Raw genomic sequence first — 20,618 nt, 5'->3', positions numbered from 1 at the left:
AGACCGGGAAATAGGAGGAAAGACGCATCCCGGATTCCGTATCGCAGGCGTCGAACTAGATCACGTATGGCCATCACAATCGCTGCACTATCAGGCATTTCAGCGCAATACCAGCAGGGAAAGCGGTATCTCTGTGGGATCGCGCCTACTGTGTGGAGCTTTGCGCCGTCACCGCGCTGGTCGGCTCCGGCTTGGCCTTGCGGCGCGACGCCACCACCGGGCGCTCCGCACCTTCCTTGATGAACTCACACCACATGCCGTCCACCCCCGCCAGGGTGCCGCGGAACGTGGTGCTGCTGGTTTTCACCACGGTGAAACACGGTTCGAATGTCATGCCTTCCACGAAGCCGCAGACGCTGTCCTCGCGCACGCGCAGGGTATTCGGCGGCAGGCGCACATAGCGCGCCAGCCCTTGGGAGCGGAGCGTGAGGGTGCCGGCCACGGAACCGTCCGGAAAGACCCGGCCGGCACCGGTGGTGCCCTCGAAGCAGGTGAATGCGAAGCTGCGCCCGACCACGAAGGCCCTGGCCTGCTCCGGGGTAAGTGTCTGTGCCGCGGCGGAGCCTGCACCTGCGAAGGCAAAAGCGGCGGCGGCGAGAAGGATGCTGCGCATGGGCCTGTTTTAATCGGCGACTGGTTAACAGAACGATGCACCGCGTCCCCGGGAGTGTGTCAAGCGCGCATGCCGGCGCGGGATCGTGGGGCTGCGGCCACGCTTTGCTTTCCTGGCGCCTGTGTTCCGAAAGACGCGCCTCTTCCGCTCAGGCTGCCGCCGCCACCGGTCGCCGCACCGGACGCTCCTTGATCGGCAGATTGATCGCGGCGGATGCGAAGGACAGCGCCACAGACAACCACCACACCATGTTGTACGAGCCCGTCGCCTCATACAGCGCACCGCCCAGCCAGACTCCCAGAAAGCCCCCCACTTGATGGGAGAAAAAGGCAAAGCCGTACAGCATGGCTATGTAGCGTGTGCCGAACATCAGCATCACCAGACCGGAGGTGGGAGGCACGGTGGACAGCCATAGCAATCCGATGGCTGCGCCGAACAGCATGCAGGTCAAAGGCGAAACCGGCAGCAGGATGAAGACCGCGATGACTACGCCGCGCGCAAAATAGATCAGCGCCAGAAGCCACTTGCGCGAGAAGCGCGTGCTCAGGACACCGGCCGTGAGCGATCCGGCCATGTTGAACAAGCCGATCAGCGCCAGCGTCGTCGCCCCGATGGTCGGCGTGATACCATTGTCCACCAGATAGGCCGGCATGTGGACCGTGACGAAGGCCAACTGAAAGCCGCAGGTGAAGAAGCCCAGCACCAGCATGATGTAGCTGGGATGGCGCAACGCTTCCGACAGCGCCCCGCGGATGCTCTGCCCCGGCATGTCGGTGGCGCTCTGCCCTTGGGTGACGCCGCGATTGGACAGGGCAAACGAGATCGGCATCACAAGAAGAATGATGGCCGCGAACACCAGGAGCGTCTCCTGCCAGCCGACGGAGGAGATCAGCCCGGCAGCCAGCGGCGGAAACAGGAATTGCCCGAAGGAACCGGCTGCGGTGCCGGCGCCGAAGCCAATGGAGCGCCAGCGTTCGGGCAGGAGTTTGCCGAACGCCGCAAGCACGAGATTAAAGGAGCAGGCCGATAGCCCGAAGCCCACGAGGGCACCGGCGCTGAGATGGAGCAGGCCCGGCGTGTCCGCAAACGCCATCAGGGCCAATCCCGCCGCATAGACGACAGCGCCCCCGCACAGCACCCGCACGGTACCAAAGCGATCCGCGATGGCGCCAGCGAACGGCGACCCCAGCCCCCACAGCAGATTCTGGATGGCGATGGCGAGGCCGAACACATCCCGGCCCCAGCCATAGTCCCGCGACATGGGCAGCAGGAAGAAACCAGAGGCGGCGCGCGGTCCGAACGTGAGCATGGCGATGAGGCAGCCCGCTGCGATCACCAATCCCGCAGGGATCGCGCTGCCGACGGAGGCGGTTTGGGAGCGAGCGGCGCGCATTCTTGGTTCCGTTTCTTGGCTGCGCCGGGCAATCGGCTTCACCCAAGGATAGATACCTGCACGGCCTGTGAATAATCAATATTCATCACGCGACCCATGATTCCCGCTCATAGCAAGGCGAGAGCATCTCCTCGCGTCTTCGGCTGGCTTAAATCCTCTATCTATCTGTTTTATGGTGCTTTATTCGCGCGAATTGGCACCATATTCGCTGAAAATGCTCCCGGTCCATGCTCCGGGTTGCTGAAGGCTTGCGCCCCGCCGCCACCTTCGGCGGCAGGGCGCAAGACGGCTCATCCGCGGTGCGGGCCCTTGTGGTCGCCGCGCGGGCCACGGGGCATATCCTGCCGCAGCAGAATCTCCAGCCGGTGCTTCTGGCCATCGTCCAAGGTCTTGTAGAGCGGCTCGGTGGCATCCGCGATCTTCTTGAGATCAACCGCACGCCCGCTCATCGCATCGGCCTGGGCACGCAGACGCGCGATGGGATCGGCCTTCACGCCGTCCTTCCGCGACTCCCGCCATGCGATCATGCGTGCCTGGCGATCCTTGGCGACGTCGCGCAGCGTGGTCTCGACGCTCGGCCATAGCTTCTCCTGGTCGGGGGTGAGCTTGAGGCCGGTCTTCAGCGCGGCGATACGCGCGTCAGTCAAGGCCGCCTGATCCGCGGGGCTCGGCTGCCACCGCTCGCTATGCTCGGTGCCGCGCTGACCAGAAGCGCCAGGGCCCGCGCCGGGTCCATTGCTGGCAGCAAAGCTCACGGCAGAACCGGCAATGAGGGCGGCGGCGGCGGCGGCAATAATGGTCTTCTTCATGAGATCACCCTCCTTCAAGGATGAGCCAACGTGCAGCCACACCTCCCACGACACAACTTAAACTTCTGTAATGCAAGACGTTGGTACAAATACGCCAATTAATACTTATTCATCTACATTACAAATTGGAAAGAAACGCATATATTCACACAGAAGACCTAATCACGCCGGAACCAAACCGGCGGCTTCGGAAAGCACGCCGCGTTCACGCGGGGAAATGTCGGCCTCGCCCGCAGCGTATCCCCGGCTTTCCATCTGACAGATCCACGCCCCGGGTGCACCCGAGATCCGGTAAAGATTGTAACGCCCCGGCCCCCGCCGATCCTCCGGCCCCGCCGATGCGGACGGCACTCCGACCACCGGAATCCGTCCATCCGGTCCCTCGATCCAGCCGAGCGAGGCACGGTGATCGTGCCCATGCAGCACCAGTTCCGCGCCCACCTCCCGCAGGACGGCGCGGAACTCCGCGGCGTCACGCAGATCGCGGTGGAAATGGCGGCGGCCCACCGGCGGATGATGGATCATGACCACCCGGAAAAGCCCCTCGGCCTTCAGCTCTGACAGAAGGGCCTTCAGGCGCTCCAACTGCGCATGCCCCACTTCACCACTCGCCAGAAACACAGCCGTTGGAACGGCGGTGGAGACGCCGACCAAAGCGATGGGGCCCCGCCGGCGTACAAAGGGAAAAGAGGCCACATCCAAAGGAGTGTCCGGCTTGCTGTTGTCGCCGGCCAGAAACGGCGCCCAGCGCTCCAGATGGTACTTCAAGGCGGAACGGACGTAGGCGTCGTGGTTGCCCGGAATCACCGTCACCCGATCCGGCGAGCCGAGCGAGGCAAGAAAGGCAGCGCCGGTATCGAACTCCGTGGGCAGGCTCAAGTTCACAAGGTCGCCAGTCACCGCGATGTGATCTGGGGCCTGCGCCGCAAGATCCGCCATCAGGGGCGCGAGTGTTTCGGCACCAAAGTTCCGGCGCCGGGCGCCGACCCAGTTCATCAAGCCGAAAAACCGTTTGCCGAGAACTTCCGAGAGCCGCGCGTCCGGGATGGGCCCGAGATGCGGATCGGACAGATGGGCAAGCACGAACATGCCGGAGGAGTCCCTTCCGCAGATGGTTGCGTCTTCATAGAGGGCTGTCTGATGCGATGGAAGCGCGGTTGCATCCGATTTTACCCCATCAGAGCAAGACGTCCCAAGCGAGGCGCCGGTTCCCCGCCTGCCGCCATTCCGCCATGCCGGGACAGGATCATCGTGCAGGAACTGATGCGCAATGACGCGTTGGCTGCTTCCCGCTTGACCTGCGGGCGCCCCGGACGGCATGGATCACGTTCTCTCGCGCCGATGCGCCCACTCCGCTCACCGCGGCGGCGCGACATGGGTCACGGTCCTCAGGAGCCTGCCGCCTTGCATCTGTCCGCTCGTGTCAGCCTTTTCCTCGCCAGCCTCCTGCTCGCGGCTCCCGCATCCGCAGCCGGCGTCACGGTGCGCGGGACAGATATTTTGCTGGATGGCCGCCCCTTCATCGCCAATGGCGCCGCGGGGCGGGACCGACTGGTGGAACTCAAGGGCATCGGCGGAGGCGTCATCCGCACCTATGGGGACGAGCCGGGTGAGATCCTCGATGCGGCCCAACGGGCCGGCCTGAAGGTGATTGTCGGATTCTGGCTGGAGCATCCCCGCCGCGGGTTCGATTATGCCAATCGCGCCGCGGTAGACGCCCAACTCACGGCCCTTCAGCACATGGTCGAGCGCTACCGCACCCATCCGGCGCTCCTGATGTGGGGGCTCGGCAACGAAGTGGAGACGGAATTAACGCCCGCCCAGGCGGAAGCGGTGTGGCCAGCGATCGAACAGGCGAGCAAGCTGGTCAAGTCGCTGGACCCCAATCATCCGACCATGGCCGTGCTCGCCGATGTCGGCCAGGACAAGGTGGTGGCGCTGAAGCGCGCCGCGCCCTCAGTGGACGTCCTCGGCCTCAATGCCTATGGCGACAGCCTGTTGAGCATTGTGCCTCGCGCCAGGGCCCAGGGCTGGAGCGGCCCCATCGTCATCACCGAAATGGGCGCTGTGGGGCAATGGACCGCCCCGCGCACCCCTTGGGGCGTGGCCATTGAACCCACCAGCACCGAAAAGGCCGATCGCATGCAGCGCTACCTCGCCGTGCTGAAAGGCCAGAAGGTCGCCGCCTTGCCCTTCCTCTGGGGCCAGAAACAGGAAGTGACCCCCACGTGGCATAGCCTGTTTGTCCCCAGCGGCGAATATACCGAGACCGTGCAGGTGATGGCCGAGGCCTTCGGTGGTGCCCTGCCCGATGCCCGCAACCACGCGCCGCGCATCCTGTCCCTGCGGTTCCAGGGACCAGCCAGCTTCGAAAAGCGCTCCAGCACAAGCGTCACCCTCGGCGCAACCGACCCCGATGGCGATCCCCTGAAAGTGGAGTGGCAGGTGATGGCCGAGACCACGGCGCGCAGCGTCGGCGGTGATCTGGAGCCGGTGCCGCCGGTGATCCGTGATGCGGTGCATGAGCCTTCGCTCACCGGCGCCAAGATCTACGGTCTCGAGCCCGGGCAATATCGCCTCTTCGTCACCGTGCGCGACGGCCGGGGCGCCGCCGCCACCGGCAACCTGCCGTTCGAAGTGCGCTGAGGTGGGTTCGACCCGGTCGGTCTCCCGTCCCCGCCGGTGACACGCCAGTTGGTTCAAAGAGTTGGAGTATGGCGATGGCGAAGATCCACAAGATGATGGCTGGCGAAGCCATGGTGGGCGACGGCAATGAGGTGGCGCATATCGACCTGATCATCGGCCCGCGCGGCTCCGCCGCGGAGACCGCCTTCGTCACGGCCCTGACCAACAACAAGGACGGCTTCACAACCTTGCTGGCGGTGCTGGAACCCAATGTGCTGGCCAAGCCGAACACCGTTTTGTTCAACAAGGTGATCATAAAAGGCGCGCGCCAGGCCGTGCAGATGTTCGGGCCGGCCCAATACGCGGTGGCGCGGGCCGTGGTGGATTCCGTGGCCGAAGGGGTGATTCCCGAGGCCGAGGCCGACGACCTGTTCATTGCGGTCGGCGTGTTCATCCACTGGCAGGCGGCCGATGACGCCAAGATCCAGGCGTTCAATTATGCCGCGACCAAACTGGCGCTTGCCCGGGCCGTTGCCGGTGAGCCCACCGTCGCCCAGGTCCTCGCCCGTGCCAATGCAACCCGTCCTGACTTTACGTTTCCGCAGGCCAGCACCTCCACCTGATACACCAGCACCTCACGGCGGCGCTTCACGACCGAGCGCCGTGGGCAGGGCGGACAGCAAGCCCACCAGTTCCGCCTGTCGTGTCACGCCCAGCTTGCTCAGCGTGGCTTTCAATTGGGTCCGCACCGTCTCCCGGGAGACGCCCAGGGCTGCGGCCGTCGCCTCCACGGTCGCACCGCCGGCAATCCGGTGCGCCACCCGGGCTTCCGCAGGGGTCAGATCGAACAGCGCCACCAGCACCGCCGCCGGCAGAACCGGGCCAGCCACAACCGGCGTCGCCACCAGCATGGCGACGCAGGCGCTGAACACGTCCCGCGCCACACCCCGGACCGGAAGAACGTGCAAGACGAAGGCATTGCCGCCCTCGTGCGGCGGAATCGGGATCGACTGCCCGAACGGGCTGCCGGCCTCGATGCGCGCCAAGCTCGCCACCAGTTTCTCCTGCGCTCGCGGATCCGCCAGCACAATGTCGGGATCAAAGCCCCGCACTGGATGGGGGACGAGCGCCTGAAACAACGCGTTGGCACTCTCCATCCGCCCGTGGGGGCGCAGGAGCGCGGCGGGCGTGCCAATGATCTGCAGCGCGCTTCCAGCCGCATGCGCCCGTTCCCAAGCCAAGTGGGACGAGATCATGGCCGCTCGGGCCAGATGAGGATGCAACTGGTTCAAATGGGCCATATAGGGCGCTTCCACCGGTCCGCGCCCCAGATGCCGTTCCACGTTCAGGAACACGGTCCGATCGTGCGGCAACCGCATGACCGTCGCCGCGCCCCATCCGAAACCGCGCGGATACAGCCAGTCGGCATAGACCGGCTCGACCACCAGGTCTTCCGCGGCGAACAAGTCCAGATCACCAACGAACCCATTTCGCCCGCTGGCCAGCAGGCGGTCGTTGAAGCCGTCGTGCTCGAGCCATCCGCCGGCAACAAACTCATCCAGCGCAGAACTCATATCCGGCGATGAGATCCACCGGGCCGCGGCGCCGCCCGGTGTGAAAAGACATGCGCCGGCGGCATCAATGCTGCGGGCGACCGCGCCCAGGACATCCGGCCACAATTCCGGAACTGCTGCGGCTTCATAGACCCGGCCCACGAGGGCGACGGCCTCTTCTCGCAGCATCACCATGGCGCCCCGCACGGAATTGTCACATTCCAATATATGAAACACATAGCCGCGTCGCAGGTCCAGGTCGGCCCGTCCATCTTAGGATGAACTGCCCGACACGGCCAAAAAAAAGGCCGCCCCGAAGGACGGCCTTTCTTCATTCGCCAGGGACCGACGGCCCTATAGCGTCACTCAGCCGCGTCGGCTGGGCCTTCCACCAGGGGGCTCTCGCTCTCGCCACGGGTGGCGAGGATGAGATCATCGCGGGAATTCGCCACCACACGCAGCTTGCTCATCTGCGCGCCGGTGCCGGCCGGGATCAGACGACCGACGATGACGTTCTCCTTCAGACCATCCAGCGGATCGACCTTGCCGTTGACCGCCGCTTCCGTGAGGACACGGGTGGTCTCCTGGAACGAAGCCGCTGAGAAGAACGACCGCGTCTGCAAGCTCGCCTTGGTGATGCCGAGCAGAACCGGGTGGCCGGTCGCGGGCTTGCGGCCCTCTTCCTTGGCCCGTTCGTTGGCTTCCGCCAGTTCGATCCGATCCACCTGCTCGTTGTCGAGGAACTCGGTCTCGCCGGCGTCGTCGATCTCGACCTTCTGGAGCATATTGCGGACAATCACTTCGATGTGCTTGTCGTTAATGTTCACGCCCTGAAGACGATAGACTTCCTGGATTTCGTTCACGAGGAAGGCGGCAAGCTCTTCCACGCCCTTGATCGCCAGAATGTCGTGCGGCGCCGGATTGCCGTCGACGAGGAAGTCGCCCTTCTCCACCACGTCGCCATCCTGCAGATGGATGTGCTTGCCCTTGGGGATCAGGTACTCGACGGTCTCGCCTTCCGTCGGCTCGATGGTGAGCCGGCGCTTGTTCTTGTAGTCGCGGCCGAAGCGGATGGTGCCGCTGATTTCCGCGATGATCGCCGCATCCTTGGGACGGCGGGCCTCGAACAGCTCCGCCACGCGCGGCAGACCGCCCGTGATGTCGCGGGTCTTGGCGCTCTCCATGGGCACGCGGGCCACCACGTCACCGGCCTTGATGACCTGGCCGGGATCCACCGAGATGATGGCTTCCACGGGCAGCTGGTAGCGCGCCTCGCCGCCGCGGGGCAGCTTGGAGATCTTGCCGTCCTTGCCCTTCAGCAGGATGGCCGGACGCAGATCCACGCCGCGGACGACGCGGGCATCCACGACCACGCGCTTGGCGATGCCGGTCGCTTCGTCGACCGCTTCGCTCATGGACTGGCCTTCGACCAGATCCTCGAACGCCACGGCGCCTTCCACTTCGGTCAGGATCGGACGGGTGTAGGGATCCCATTCCGCGATGCGCTGGCCACGCTTCATGACATCGCCCTCGTCCACCTTCAGACGGGAGCCGTACTGGATCCGATGCACAGCGCGCTCGGTGCCGTCCGCGTCGGTGATCACAACCGCGAGGTTGCGCGACATCACCACGAGGTCACCCTCGGAGTTGCGGGCGACGTTGCGGTTCCGCATCCGCACGATGCCTTCGAAGTTGGACTCCACGAAGGACGAGTCCGCCAGCTGCGCCGCGCCGCCGATATGGAAGGTGCGCATGGTGAGCTGGGTACCCGGCTCACCGATGGACTGCGCCGCAATGACGCCGACCGCCTCGCCCATATTGACCGGTGTGCCGCGGGCCAGATCGCGACCGTAGCAGGTCCCGCAGACGCCATTGCGCGTCTCGCAGGTCAGCACCGAGCGGATCTTGATCTCCTGGATACCGGACTTGTTGATGCGCTCGATGTGGTGCTCTTCGATCAGACCACCCTTCGGCACGATCACCTCGCCGGAGACCACGTCGATGACGTCCTCCGCCGGGGTACGGCCGAGCACACGGGACGACAGGGAGGCAACCACCTGCCCGCTGTCCACGATGGCCCGCATATGGATGCCGCTTTGGCTGTGGCAATCCACCTCGGTGATGATGCTGTCCTGCGCCACGTCCACGAGACGGCGGGTGAGGTACCCGGAGTTCGCGGTCTTCAGCGCGGTGTCGGCCAGGCCCTTACGCGCACCGTGGGTGGAGTTGAAGTACTCCATCACGGTCAGGCCTTCCTTGAAGTTCGAGATGATCGGGCTCTCGATAATCTCGCCGGAGGGCTTCGCCATCAGGCCGCGCATGCCGGCCAGCTGCTTCATCTGCGCCGGCGACCCACGCGCCCCGGAGTGGGACATCATGTAGATGGAGTTGATCTGCGCATCCCGTCCGGTGACGGGATCCTTCTTCACGGACGAGATTTCCTTCATCATCTCGTCAGCGATGCGGTCGGTGCACTTGCCCCAGGCGTCAACGACCTTGTTGTACTTCTCGCCCTGGGTGATCAGGCCGTCGTTGTACTGCTGCTCGTATTCCTTGGTGAGGGAGCGCGTCTCCTCCACCAGCTGCCACTTCTTCTTCGGCACGACCATGTCGTCCTTGCCGAAGGAAATGCCCGCGCGGAACGCGTTGTAGAAGCCCAGCGACATGATGCGGTCGCAGAAGATCACGCTCTCCTTCTGACCGCAGTGCCGATAGACGGCATCGATCATGTTGGAGACTTCCTTCTTCGTCATCAGCTTGTTGACGACGTCGTAGGGCACCTTGTGATGCTTCGGCAGCAGCTCGCCGATCTTCATGCGACCAGGGCTGGTTTCATAAATTTTGGAGACGCGGTTGCCCTCGGCGTCCACGCCGATGTAGCGGCCGCGGATCTTGGTGTGCAGCGTCACCGCCTTGGCGGCGATGGCATGGTCGATCTCGCCCATGTCCGCGAACATCATGCCCTGGCCGGGCTCGTCCTCGCGCATGATGGAGAGATAGTAGAGGCCCAGCACGATGTCCTGCGAGGGAACGATGATCGGCATGCCGTTGGCGGGATGCAGAACGTTGTTCGTGGACATCATCAGCACGCGCGCTTCCAGCTGGGCTTCCAGCGAGAGCGGAACGTGCACGGCCATCTGATCGCCGTCGAAGTCGGCGTTGAAGGCGGCGCAGACCAGCGGATGCAGCTGGATCGCCTTGCCTTCGATCAGCACCGGCTCGAACGCCTGGATGCCCAGGCGATGCAGGGTCGGGGCGCGGTTGAGCATGACCGGATGTTCGCGGATCACCTCGTCGAGGATATCCCACACCTCGGGACGCTCTTTCTCCACCAGCTTCTTGGCCTGCTTGACGGTGGCCGAATGGCCCTTGGCGTCGAGACGGGCGTAGATGAAGGGCTTGAACAGCTCCAGCGCCATCTTCTTCGGCAGGCCGCACTGGTGGAGCTTCAGCTCCGGACCCACCACGATGACCGAGCGGCCGGAGTAATCCACGCGCTTGCCGAGCAGGTTCTGGCGGAACCGGCCCTGCTTGCCCTTCAGCATGTCGGCGAGCGACTTGAGCGGACGCTTGTTGGCACCGGTGATGACGCGGCCGCGACGGCCGTTGTCGAACAGCGCATCCACCGCTTCCTGAAGCATGCGCTTCTCGTTGCGGATGATGATGTCCGGCGCCCGCAGCTCGATGAGGCGCTTCAGGCGGTTGTTGCGGTTGATGACGCGGCGATAGAGATCGTTCAGATCGGAGGTCGCGAACCGGCCGCCGTCCAGGGGGACGAGCGGGCGCAGGTCCGGCGGGATCACCGGCACATGGGTGAGGATCATCCATTCCGGCTTGTTGCCGGACGCCTGGAAGGCCTCGACGATCTTCAGCCGCTTGGCGAGCTTCTTGGGCTTCAGCTCGGTGGTGGCGTTGGTGATCTCGACGCGGATGTCCGCCGCCAGCTTCTCCAGGTCCATGGAGCGCAGCAGTTCGCGAATGGCCTCAGCGCCGATCATGGCGGTGAAGCTGTCGTCGCCATACTCGTCCTGGGCGCGCAGATAGTCGTCTTCCGACAGCAACTGCCGGTACTTGAGCGGGGTGAGGCCCGGCTCGATGACGACGAAATATTCAAAGTACAGGATGCGCTCGAGGTCCTTGAGCGTCATGTCGAGCAGCAGGCCGATGCGGCTCGGGAGCGACTTCAGGAACCAGATGTGGGCGACAGGCGCGGCCAGCTCGATGTGGCCCATGCGCTCGCGGCGCACCCGCGACAGCGTGACTTCCACGCCGCACTTCTCGCAGATGATGCCCTTGTACTTCATGCGCTTGTACTTGCCGCACAGGCACTCATAGTCCTTGATCGGACCAAAGATGCGCGCGCAGAACAAGCCGTCGCGCTCGGGCTTGAACGTGCGGTAGTTGATGGTTTCCGGCTTCTTGATCTCGCCGTAGGACCACGACGTGATCTTGTCCGGGCTCGCGATCGAGATCTTGATCTGATCGAACGTCGGAGCCGGGGTCGCCGGATTGAAGAGATTCATCACCTCTTGATTCATGGCCGTCTCCTTCGGCGCGGCCGGATCGGCCCCCATGCCGCTTGGGGGCCCCGGCCGGAAAGTTCAGAACATACCGGCAGGAGCGCGGGCGACATCGCCCGCGGCTCCCGAAGTCACAGCCTCACTCGGCTGCGGGAAGATTTTCGCGTGTGCCCGGATTGGTCTGCTTGCCGGTCTTGGAATTCAGCAGCTCGACGTTGAGGCCGAGCGACCGCATTTCCTTCACCAGCACGTTGAAGCTTTCCGGGATGCCGCTTTCGAAGGTGTCTTCGCCGCGCACGATGGACTCGTAGACCTTGGTGCGGCCCGCGACGTCATCGGACTTCACGGTCAGCATTTCCTGCAGCGTGTAGGCGGCGCCATAGGCTTCCAGCGCCCACACTTCCATTTCGCCGAACCGCTGCCCGCCGAACTGCGCCTTGCCGCCCAGGGGCTGCTGCGTGACCAGCGAGTAAGGCCCGATCGACCGCGCATGGATCTTGTCGTCCACCAGATGGTGGAGCTTCAGCATGTAGATGTAGCCGACAGTCACCTTACGATCGAACGGCTCACCGGTGCGGCCGTCATAGAGCGTGGACTGGCCGGAGGGGTTGAGCCCCGCCTTCTCCAGCTGCAACTCGATATCGGCCTCATGGGCGCCGTCGAACACCGGGGTGGCCATGGGCACGCCCTTGCGGAGGTTCTCGCCAAGTTCAAGCACCTGGCTCTCATTGAGCACGGTGATCTCTTCCTTGTCGTAGATGGTCTCCAGCGTGGTCCGCAGGCCGCTGGTGTCCTTGGTGCCGTAATAGGCATCCATGGCCGCCGCCACCTGGCGACCCAGACCCGCGCAGGCCCACCCGAGGTGGGTCTCCAGGATCTGACCGACGTTCATGCGGCTGGGCACGCCGAGCGGGTTCAGCACGATGTCCACATTGGTGCCGTCCTCAAGGAACGGCATGTCTTCCACCGGGACGATGCGCGAAACCACACCCTTGTTGCCGTGGCGGCCGGCCATCTTGTCGCCCGGCTGGATCTTGCGCTTCACGGCGACGAAGACCTTGACCATCTTCATCACGCCGGGAGGCAGCTCGTCTCCGCGCTGCAGCTTCTCGACCTTGTCCAGGAAGCGCTGCTCAAGGCGCTTCTTGGACTCGTCGTACTGGGCGCGGATCGCTTCCAGCTCGGTCATCAGGGCATCGTCCGCAACCGCGAACAACCACCACTGCGAGCGGGGGAACTCGGTGAGCAGGGCGCGGGTGATCTGGCCGTCCTTCTTGAACCCCTTCGGGCCCGCGATGGCGACCTTGCCGTCCAGCAGTTCGGTGAGGCGGCCATAGACGTTGCGGTCCAGGATCGCCTGCTCGTCGTCACGATCCTTGGCGAGACGCTCGATTTCCTCGCGCTCGATGGCCAAAGCGCGCTCGTCCTTATCGACGCCGTGGCGATTGAACACGCGCACTTCGACGATGGTCCCGGTGGTGCCGGGGGGCAGGCGCAAGGAGGTGTCGCGGACGTCCGCGGCCTTTTCACCGAAGATGGCGCGCAGCAGCTTTTCTTCCGGCGTCATCGGGCTTTCGCCCTTGGGGGTGATCTTGCCCACCAGGATATCGCCGGCGCGGACTTCTGCGCCGATATAGACGATGCCCGCCTCGTCGAGATTCTTCAGCGCTTCTTCCGAAACGTTGGGAATGTCGCGGGTGATTTCCTCAGGCCCGAGCTTGGTGTCGCGGGCCATGGCTTCAAACTCCTCGATATGGATCGAGGTGAAGACGTCCTCCTTCACGATATTCTCGGAAAGCAGGATGGAGTCTTCGTAGTTGTAGCCATTCCACGGCATGAACGCGACCAGCACGTTCCGGCCCAGGGCCAGCTCGCCCAGCTCCGTCGACGGACCGTCGGCGATGATGTCGCCCTTGTTCACCAGGTCACCCACGCGCACCAGCGGACGCTGGTTGATGCAGGTGGACTGGTTGGAGCGCTGGAACTTCATCAGACGGTAGATGTCGACGCCCGACTTGGACGGATCGGCCTCTTCCGTGGCGCGGATCACGATACGGGTGGCATCCACCTGATCGATGACGCCGGTGCGGCGGGCCGCGATGGCGGCGCCGGAATCCCGGGCCACGACCGCTTCCATGCCGGTACCCACCAGCGGCGCCTGCGAGCGCACCAGCGGCACCGCCTGGCGCTGCATGTTGGAGCCCATGAGCGCGCGATTCGCGTCGTCGTTTTCCAGGAACGGGATCAGGGCCGCGGCCACCGACACCAATTGCTTGGGCGACACGTCCATGAAGTCCACGCGGTCGGGAGCGACCAGAAGGACGTCACCGGCGTGGCGGCAGACGATCAGGTCTTCCTCGAACCCGCCTTCGGCGTTCAGCGGAATGTTGGCCTGCGCGACGTAGTATTTCCCCTCCTCCATGGCGGAGAGGTAGACCACTTCGTCGGTGACGCGGCTGTCGGTCACCCGGCGGTACGGGGTCTCGATGAAGCCGTACTTGTTCACCCGGGCGAAGGTGGCCAGCGAGTTGATCAGGCCGATGTTCGGGCCTTCCGGCGTCTCGATCGGGCAGATGCGGCCGTAATGGGTCGGATGCACGTCGCGGACTTCAAAGCCCGCCCGCTCACGGGTCAGACCGCCCGGTCCAAGCGCCGACAGGCGGCGCTTGTGGGTGATCTCCGACAGCGGGTTGGTCTGATCCATGAACTGCGACAGCTGCGACGAGCCAAAGAACTCGCGCACCGCAGCCGCCACCGGCTTGGCGTTGATCAAGTCCTGCGGCATCACGGTGTCGATGTCCACGGACGACATGCGTTCCTTGATGGCGCGCTCCATGCGCAGCAGGCCGACGCGATACTGATTCTCCATCAGTTCGCCGACCGAACGCACGCGACGGTTGCCCAGGTGATCGATGTCGTCGATCTCGCCCTTGCCGTCGCGCAGTTCCACCAGGGTGCGGATGACCGCGAGGATGTCCTCGCGGCGCAGGATCCGCACGGTGTCTTCCGCGTCCAGATCCAGGCGCATGTTCATCTTCACCCGGCCGACCGCAGACAGGTCGTAGCGCTCGGGATCGAAGAACAGCGAATGGAACATCGCCTGCGCGCTGTCGATGGTCGGCGGCTCGCCGGGACGCATCACGCGGTAAATGTCGAACAGGGCCTCTTCGCGGGTCGAATTCTTGTCGGCGACGAGGGTGCTGCGGATGTAGGCGCCGGTGTTGATGTGATCGATGTCGAGGATCGGGATTTCGTTATACCCGGCCTCTTCCAGCGTCTTCAGCACCTTCTCGGTGATCTCTTCGCCGGCTTCCGCGAACACTTCGCCGGTGGCGACGTTCACCAGATCCTCGGCGATGTACTGGCCCACCATCTCCTCGTCGGAGATGCGCAGGGCCTTGAGGCCCTTTTCCACCAGCTGGCGGGCGTTGCGGACGGTCAGCTTCTTGCCGGCCTCGATGACCACTTCACCGGTGTCGGCGTCGATCAGATCGGCAACGGCCTTGTAGCCCTTCATCCGCTTGGGATCGAACGGCATGCGCCAGCCGCCCTTGGCGCGGGTGTAGGCGATCTTCTCGAAGAAGGTATCGAGGATCTCTTCCGCATCCAGGCCGAGCGCGAACAGCAGGCTCGTCACCGGGATCTTGCGGCGACGATCGATGCGCGCGAACACGATGTCCTTGGCGTCGAACTCGATGTCCAGCCAGGAGCCGCGATAGGGAATGATGCGGGCCGCGAACAGCAGCTTGCCCGAGGAGTGGGTCTTGCCCTTGTCGTGATCGAAGAACACGCCCGGCGACCGGTGCATCTGGGAGACGATCACGCGCTCGGTGCCGTTGACGATGAACGTGCCGTTCATGGTCATCAGCGGGATGTCGCCGGTGTAGACGTCCTGCTCCTTGATATCCTTCACCGACTTGGCGCCGGTATCGGGATCCACATCGAACACGATGAGGCGCAGCGTCACCTTGAGCGGCGCAGCGAACGTGATGCCGCGCTGGCGGCATTCGTCCACGTCATACTTCGGCGGCTCGAACTCGTAGCGCACGAACTCCAGCATGGCGGACCCGGAAAAGTCCGAAATCGGGAATACCGACTTGAACACCGCCTGGAGACCGTCGTCTGCGCGTCCGCCCTTCGGCTCATCGACCTGCAGGAACTGATCGTAAGATGCCTTCTGAACCTCGATGAGGTTCGGCATCTCGGCCACTTCCTTGATCTTTCCGAAGAATTTGCGGATCCGCTTACGACCGGTGAACGTTTGCGCCATCTCGATCCTCGTCCGTCCTGGTCTTGTGCTCGGCCGGCTCCTCGAAGGCGAGGCACGCCGCACCGGCGAAAAAGACCGCCGTCACCATCACGCCGGAGAGGTTGGGGGCCATGACAGCCATTCCCCTCCGAACCGCCACGGCTCGCCAGGTCGTCGCGCCCGACGGCGACCTGGGGAACCGCTTGCATGAACTCGCGCCCCAACCGGGACGCGAAAAACGGCCCCGGGCGAACCCGGGACCGCTGAACGTCAAAAGCTCACTTGAGCTCGACCTTGGCGCCAGCCTTCTCGAGCTGGGCCTTGAGCTTCTCGGCTTCGTCCTTGGAAACACCTTCCTTGACGGGCTTCGGAGCGGCTTCAACGAGATCCTTCGCCTCTTTCAGGCCGAGACCCGTGATGGCGCGGACTTCCTTGATGACTTCGATCTTCTTCTCACCAGCGGCCGCGAGGACGACGGTGAACTCGGTCTGCTCTTCCACAGCGGCAGCAGCCGCGGCGGGAGCGGCCGCAACCGCAACGGCGGCAGCAGCGGAAACGCCCCACTTCTCTTCCAGAAGCTTGGCCAGCTCGGCAGCTTCGAGAACGGTCAGGGAGGACAGCTCGTCGACGAGCTTGGTCAGGTCAGCCATTGTATGTTCCTAAGATAGGTTCGAATTCCAGGATTGCGAGATCCAACCGCCTACGCGGCTTCGTCCTGAGCGGCATAAGCCCCAAACACGCGGGCGAGCTTCGCTGCCGGCGCGGTGGTGAGCTGGGCCAGCTTGGTCGCCGGAGCCTGTACCAGGCCGACGATCTTGGCACGCAGTTCATCCAGGGACGGCATGGTGGCCAGAGCCTTCACACCGTCGACGTTGAGGGCCGTCTTGCCCATCGCGCCGCCAAGGATGACGAACTTTTCATTCGCCTTGGCAAACTCGACGGCAATCTTCGGCGCTGCCACCGGATCGCTCGAATAAGCGATCACCGTGGGTCCCTTGAGAAGGGGCGCCACGTGGGCAACGTCGGAGCCTTCCAGAGCGATCTTCGCGAGGCGGTTTTTAGCCACCTTCACGGTCGCACCATTCTGCTTCATCTGCCGACGGAGTTTCGACATCTGAGCAACGGTGAGCCCGGAATAGTGGGCCACCACGACGACGGAAGTGGTTTTAAACACTTCGGTGAGCGTCGTGACGAGCTCTTGTTTTTCCGCTCGATCCACTGCTGGCTCTCTTTAAGCCTGTGGTGAAACCAAGATGGCTTCACCGGTTGCGCCTTGCCGCTCGTCTCTTCCCGAACATGTCGGTCGCAGACAAGCGACGCTCACATGCCCTGTCCCCTCGGATCCGGGTCACCGGCCACAAGGCGCTGGTTCGAACCGATCTTTTGCCAGCCATGCCTCTCGGCATGCGGCGCGAAATCTGGTCTTCCCCCCGTCTATGCTGGCCCTCCAGAGGACACCTCGGCGAGGCGTCTGGCGAGGATTAAGCCACACCAAAGGTGCGGCACCTGCAGTCTCGGACAGGACTTCACCTCTCCATTCCGACCCTTGCGGGCAAGCTTGGACAGGCGTTAAGGCCGGGCGGGCGAACCCTCCCAGCCCCCTCGCCCGTTTCCGGGCGAAAGCTGAAAACTCTAAGCACCGCACCACGTCTCCGTGGCACGGGAACGGGTCATATAGACCGTCCCCGACGCTGTGTCACGTGCTTTTCGGTGCAGCGACCATGTGGAATCCGCATAGCGGCCCGAATATGCCCGCAGGCAATGAAGGGCCGGGTGAACCCGGCCCTTCAAACTCAGGCGGCGACAACCACCGTATTGGGCTCGACCTTGATGCCGGGCCCCATGGTGGACGACACGGCCACGCGCTGCACATAGGTTCCCTTCGCGCCGGTCGGGCGCGCCTTGACCACCGCGTCCACGAAGGCGCGAATGTTCTCGGACAGCTTCTCGGTCTCGAACGAGGCCTTGCCGATACCGCCGTGGATGATACCGGCCTTCTCGACGCGGAACTCCACCGCGCCGCCCTTGGCAGCCGCAACGGCAGCCTTGACGTCCATGGTGACGGTGCCGACCTTCGGGTTCGGCATCAGGCCGCGCGGGCCAAGCACCTTACCGAGACGACCGACCAGCGGCATCAGGTCCGGGGTCGCGATGCAGCGATCGAACTCGATGGTGCCGCCCTGGACGATCTCGAGCAGATCCTCGGCGCCGACGATGTCGGCGCCGGCCGCGCGAGCTTCATCCGCCTTGGCGCCACGGGCGAACACCGCCACGCGCACGGTCCGGCCGGAGCCGTTGGGCAGCTGGCACACGCCACGAACCATCTGGTCCGCATGGCGGGGGTCAACGCCCAGGTTGATGGAGACCTCGATGGTCTCGTCGAACTTCGCCGTGGTCCGCTCCTTCAGAAGCGCCAGCGCCTCGTCCAGGGGGTAGAGCTTCAGGCGATCGATGCCTTCGTTTGCTGCGCGGATGCGCTTGCCTTGCTTTGCCATCACGATCACCCCTGAACCTGGAGGCCCATGGACCGGGCGGAACCTTCGAGCATGAGAACCGCGGCCTCGATGGTCTCGCAGTTCAGATCCTTCATCTTCTTCTCGGCGATCTCGGCGAGCTGAGCGCGCGTGACCTTGCCGACCGTCGCACCCTTGCCCGGGGTCTTGGAGCCGGAGCCGGGCTTCTTCTTGGTCTCAAGGCCAGCGGCCTTCTTCAAGAAGTAGGAGACCGGGGGGGTCTTCAGTTCGAAGGTGAAAGAGCGATCCTGATAGGCCGTGATCACCACGGGAATCGGCATGCCCTTTTCCAGCTGCGCGGTCTGCGCATTGAAGGCCTTGCAGAATTCCATGATGTTCAGGCCGCGCTGACCGAGCGCGGGGCCGATCGGGGGCGCCGGATTGGCGCTGCCCGCGGGCACCTGCAGTTTGACGTAACCGGTAATTTTCTTCGCCATGTGAGTACTCCCGTAATGGGCCTTCGCCACCGCGTACGGCGGGCGTGGGCCGGGATGCGTGGTGCGGGTCGCAGGAGCGCTTGGCGAGACGCTCCGTCACCTCCCACGCTGGCACCGTCGACCAGGGGTCGGGGGCCACAGCGACGACGTTTCCGCCGTCATCTTCGCATGTCCGGAGACCGGACGAGCGAAGGGCGCATCGCATACAGCATCACGCCCCCCGACACAAGCCGGGAGGCGCGAGGCCATACGAAATAGGGCAGAAGATCAGGTCTTCTCGACCTGGCCGAATTCCAGTTCCACCGGGGTGGCGCGGCCGAAGATGGAGACCGCCACCTTCAGGCGCGAGCGGGCCTCGTCCACTTCTTCCACGATGCCGTTGAACGATGCGAAGGGCCCGTCGGACACTTTCACCGTCTCACCGACCTCATAGCTGATGGAGGGCTTCGGCCGCTCGATGCCTTCCTGCACTTGCTGCAGGATGCGCATGGCCTCGTTCTCGGAAATCGGCATGGGCTTGTTGTCGGCGCCCAGGAATCCGGTGACCTTCGGAGTGTTCTTGATGAGATGGAAGGCCTCGTCGGTGAGGTCCATCTTCACCAGCACGTAGCCCGGGAAGAATTTGCGCTCGGCGTCCACCTTCCGGCCGCGGCGCACTTCCACCACCTTTTCGGTGGGCACGAGAATCTGCTCGAACAGGTCCGAGAGGTTGCGCTGATCCGCCTGCTCGCGAATCGAATCCGCCACCTTCTTCTCGAAGTTGGAATAGGCGTGGACGATGTACCAACGCTTGGCCATGACGTCTCTCAGTGCCCTATGTTCAGGAGTTGGCTGACGCCGAACCGCAGGATCTGGTCGACGACCAGGAAAAAGACGGACGCCAGCAGCACCATCACGAAAACCATGCCGGTGGTGATCAGCGTCTCGCGCCGCGTCGGCCAGGTCACCTTCGCCGTTTCGGCTTGGACCTGCTGAAAGAACTCCACGGGACCGTTCTTTGCCATGTCGCTTCGACCGCTCGCCCGACCCGAGGGTCCGCGCCGCAGCCACCTTTCTGATCTTGCGGACACCGCCTGGACGCTCGCCCTGTGGACGTTCGCCCTGCCGGCCTGCCGTTTGAACCTCACCCTCCGCCCGGCCGTGGGTGACCTTGGCGGAACTCGTGCCGGGCATATACCGGCGGAAGCGATACGAGTCTCGAATCCTCGGATGGGATTCGCCAAAGACCGCCGCCCGAATGCCCTCGACGAGCGAGGGCCGAACCTGCACCCGCAGGCGTTCAGCTATCCTGACACGGGCGTCGCTTCTTGTCCTGCGCATGGCAGGAGTGGAGGGACTCGAACCCCCAACCCCCGGTTTTGGAGACCGGTGCTCTAACCAGTTGAGCTACACTCCTAAAGGCCGCCTCGCATGAGGGTAAGCGACCCCGCGCCGGGAAACGATCCAGCGCAACGGGCTTGTGTGTCTAGTCAGCCAAATTGAATCTGTAAAGGGGCAGGCGCGCGTCGGCGGGTTATCCCCAGGCCAACGGGGTCCCGTGCCGGGGGCCCGCGGCCGTACGCGGCGCTCGGGGACCGCGCGCCTGATCCTCCGGGCACAAAAAAACGGGCCGGCAAATGCCGGCCCGCTCCTTAGATCCGCGATGCGGATCCTGACATCACTCGATGATGGAGGCGACGACGCCGGCGCCGACGGTGCGACCGCCTTCACGGATAGCGAAGCGCAGCTTCTCTTCCATGGCGATCGGCACGATCAGATGCACGTCCACGGAGATGTTGTCGCCCGGCATCACCATTTCGGTGCCTTCCGGAAGCGTCACCACGCCCGTCACGTCGGTCGTCCGGAAGTAGAATTGCGGACGGTAGTTGGTGAAGAACGGCGTATGACGGCCGCCTTCTTCCTTGGT

The 20,618-nt window shown here is 64.2% G+C and carries 16 protein-coding genes, 1 tRNA gene and 1 pseudogene; 2 read left to right on the top strand and 16 right to left on the bottom strand.

Features of this window, described 5'->3' with window-relative positions; translation table 11 throughout:
* Positions 1-145: 145 nt before the first annotated feature.
* From AAG816_RS09890 to AAG816_RS09875, 4 genes are all read right to left on the bottom strand, one after another.
* Positions 146-613: a hypothetical protein gene (locus tag AAG816_RS09890; RefSeq protein WP_341989442.1), complete on the bottom strand. Its 468-nt coding sequence runs from the start codon at positions 611-613 to the stop codon at positions 146-148.
* 148 nt (positions 614-761) lie between these two features.
* The gene (locus tag AAG816_RS09885; protein WP_341989441.1) at positions 762-2,006 is read right to left on the bottom strand and encodes an MFS transporter; all 1,245 of its coding nucleotides are present in this window, start codon (positions 2,004-2,006) and stop codon (positions 762-764) included.
* A 290-nt stretch (positions 2,007-2,296) separates the two neighbouring features.
* Positions 2,297-2,815: a Spy/CpxP family protein refolding chaperone gene (locus tag AAG816_RS09880; RefSeq protein ID WP_341989440.1), complete on the bottom strand. Its 519-nt coding sequence runs from the start codon at positions 2,813-2,815 to the stop codon at positions 2,297-2,299.
* 162 nt (positions 2,816-2,977) lie between these two features.
* Positions 2,978-3,904, bottom strand: a complete 927-nt coding sequence (locus AAG816_RS09875) for a metallophosphoesterase (RefSeq protein ID WP_341989439.1) — start codon at positions 3,902-3,904, stop codon at positions 2,978-2,980.
* Positions 3,905-4,189: 285 nt separating this feature from the next.
* Here AAG816_RS09875 and AAG816_RS09870 point away from each other — a divergent pair, with 285 nt between their 5' ends.
* The gene (locus AAG816_RS09870) at positions 4,190-5,461 is read left to right on the top strand and encodes a glycosyl hydrolase (RefSeq protein ID WP_341989438.1); all 1,272 of its coding nucleotides are present in this window, start codon (positions 4,190-4,192) and stop codon (positions 5,459-5,461) included.
* A gap of 74 nt (positions 5,462-5,535) precedes the next feature.
* Complete coding sequence (gene fae, locus AAG816_RS09865; RefSeq protein ID WP_341989437.1) at positions 5,536-6,063, top strand: formaldehyde-activating enzyme; 528 nt, start codon at positions 5,536-5,538, stop codon at positions 6,061-6,063.
* Between the two features lie 12 nt (positions 6,064-6,075).
* Here fae and AAG816_RS09860 read toward each other — a convergent pair whose 3' ends face one another.
* The 12 genes and pseudogenes from AAG816_RS09860 to tuf form a co-directional block, all read right to left on the bottom strand.
* A complete protein-coding gene (locus AAG816_RS09860) occupies positions 6,076-7,188 on the bottom strand; it encodes a helix-turn-helix transcriptional regulator (protein ID WP_341989436.1) in 1,113 nt (370 codons plus the stop codon).
* A 167-nt stretch (positions 7,189-7,355) separates the two neighbouring features.
* Complete coding sequence (rpoC, locus tag AAG816_RS09855) at positions 7,356-11,531, bottom strand: DNA-directed RNA polymerase subunit beta' (protein ID WP_341989435.1); 4,176 nt, start codon at positions 11,529-11,531, stop codon at positions 7,356-7,358.
* A 121-nt stretch (positions 11,532-11,652) separates the two neighbouring features.
* Complete coding sequence (gene rpoB / locus AAG816_RS09850) at positions 11,653-15,783, bottom strand: DNA-directed RNA polymerase subunit beta (RefSeq protein WP_341989434.1); 4,131 nt, start codon at positions 15,781-15,783, stop codon at positions 11,653-11,655.
* Positions 15,758-15,895: a hypothetical protein gene (locus AAG816_RS09845; protein ID WP_341989433.1), complete on the bottom strand. Its 138-nt coding sequence runs from the start codon at positions 15,893-15,895 to the stop codon at positions 15,758-15,760. The genes rpoB and AAG816_RS09845 overlap by 26 nt, the downstream gene beginning before the upstream one ends.
* A gap of 145 nt (positions 15,896-16,040) precedes the next feature.
* Positions 16,041-16,412: a 50S ribosomal protein L7/L12 gene (gene rplL, locus AAG816_RS09840; RefSeq protein WP_341989432.1), complete on the bottom strand. Its 372-nt coding sequence runs from the start codon at positions 16,410-16,412 to the stop codon at positions 16,041-16,043.
* Between the two features lie 50 nt (positions 16,413-16,462).
* On the bottom strand, positions 16,463-16,981 hold the full coding sequence (gene rplJ / locus AAG816_RS09835) for a 50S ribosomal protein L10 (protein WP_341989431.1): 519 nt from the start codon (positions 16,979-16,981) through the stop codon (positions 16,463-16,465).
* A gap of 574 nt (positions 16,982-17,555) precedes the next feature.
* A complete protein-coding gene (gene rplA / locus AAG816_RS09830) occupies positions 17,556-18,257 on the bottom strand; it encodes a 50S ribosomal protein L1 (RefSeq protein WP_341989430.1) in 702 nt (233 codons plus the stop codon).
* A gap of 5 nt (positions 18,258-18,262) precedes the next feature.
* Positions 18,263-18,712: a 50S ribosomal protein L11 gene (gene rplK / locus AAG816_RS09825; protein WP_341989429.1), complete on the bottom strand. Its 450-nt coding sequence runs from the start codon at positions 18,710-18,712 to the stop codon at positions 18,263-18,265.
* 267 nt (positions 18,713-18,979) lie between these two features.
* Complete coding sequence (gene nusG / locus AAG816_RS09820; protein WP_341989428.1) at positions 18,980-19,510, bottom strand: transcription termination/antitermination protein NusG; 531 nt, start codon at positions 19,508-19,510, stop codon at positions 18,980-18,982.
* 8 nt (positions 19,511-19,518) lie between these two features.
* Positions 19,519-19,716, bottom strand: a complete 198-nt coding sequence (secE, locus tag AAG816_RS09815) for a preprotein translocase subunit SecE (protein WP_341989427.1) — start codon at positions 19,714-19,716, stop codon at positions 19,519-19,521.
* A gap of 315 nt (positions 19,717-20,031) precedes the next feature.
* Positions 20,032-20,108, bottom strand: a tRNA-Trp gene (locus tag AAG816_RS09810).
* A gap of 261 nt (positions 20,109-20,369) precedes the next feature.
* A pseudogene (gene tuf, locus AAG816_RS09805) lies at positions 20,370-20,618 on the bottom strand (elongation factor Tu); the annotation flags it as partial.

Source organism: Azorhizobium sp. AG788 (assembly GCF_943371865.1).
Lineage (GTDB): Bacteria > Pseudomonadota > Alphaproteobacteria > Rhizobiales > Xanthobacteraceae > Azorhizobium.
The sequence above is the reverse complement of the archived record's forward strand: the minus strand, read 5'-3'. Positions and strand labels throughout refer to the sequence as shown.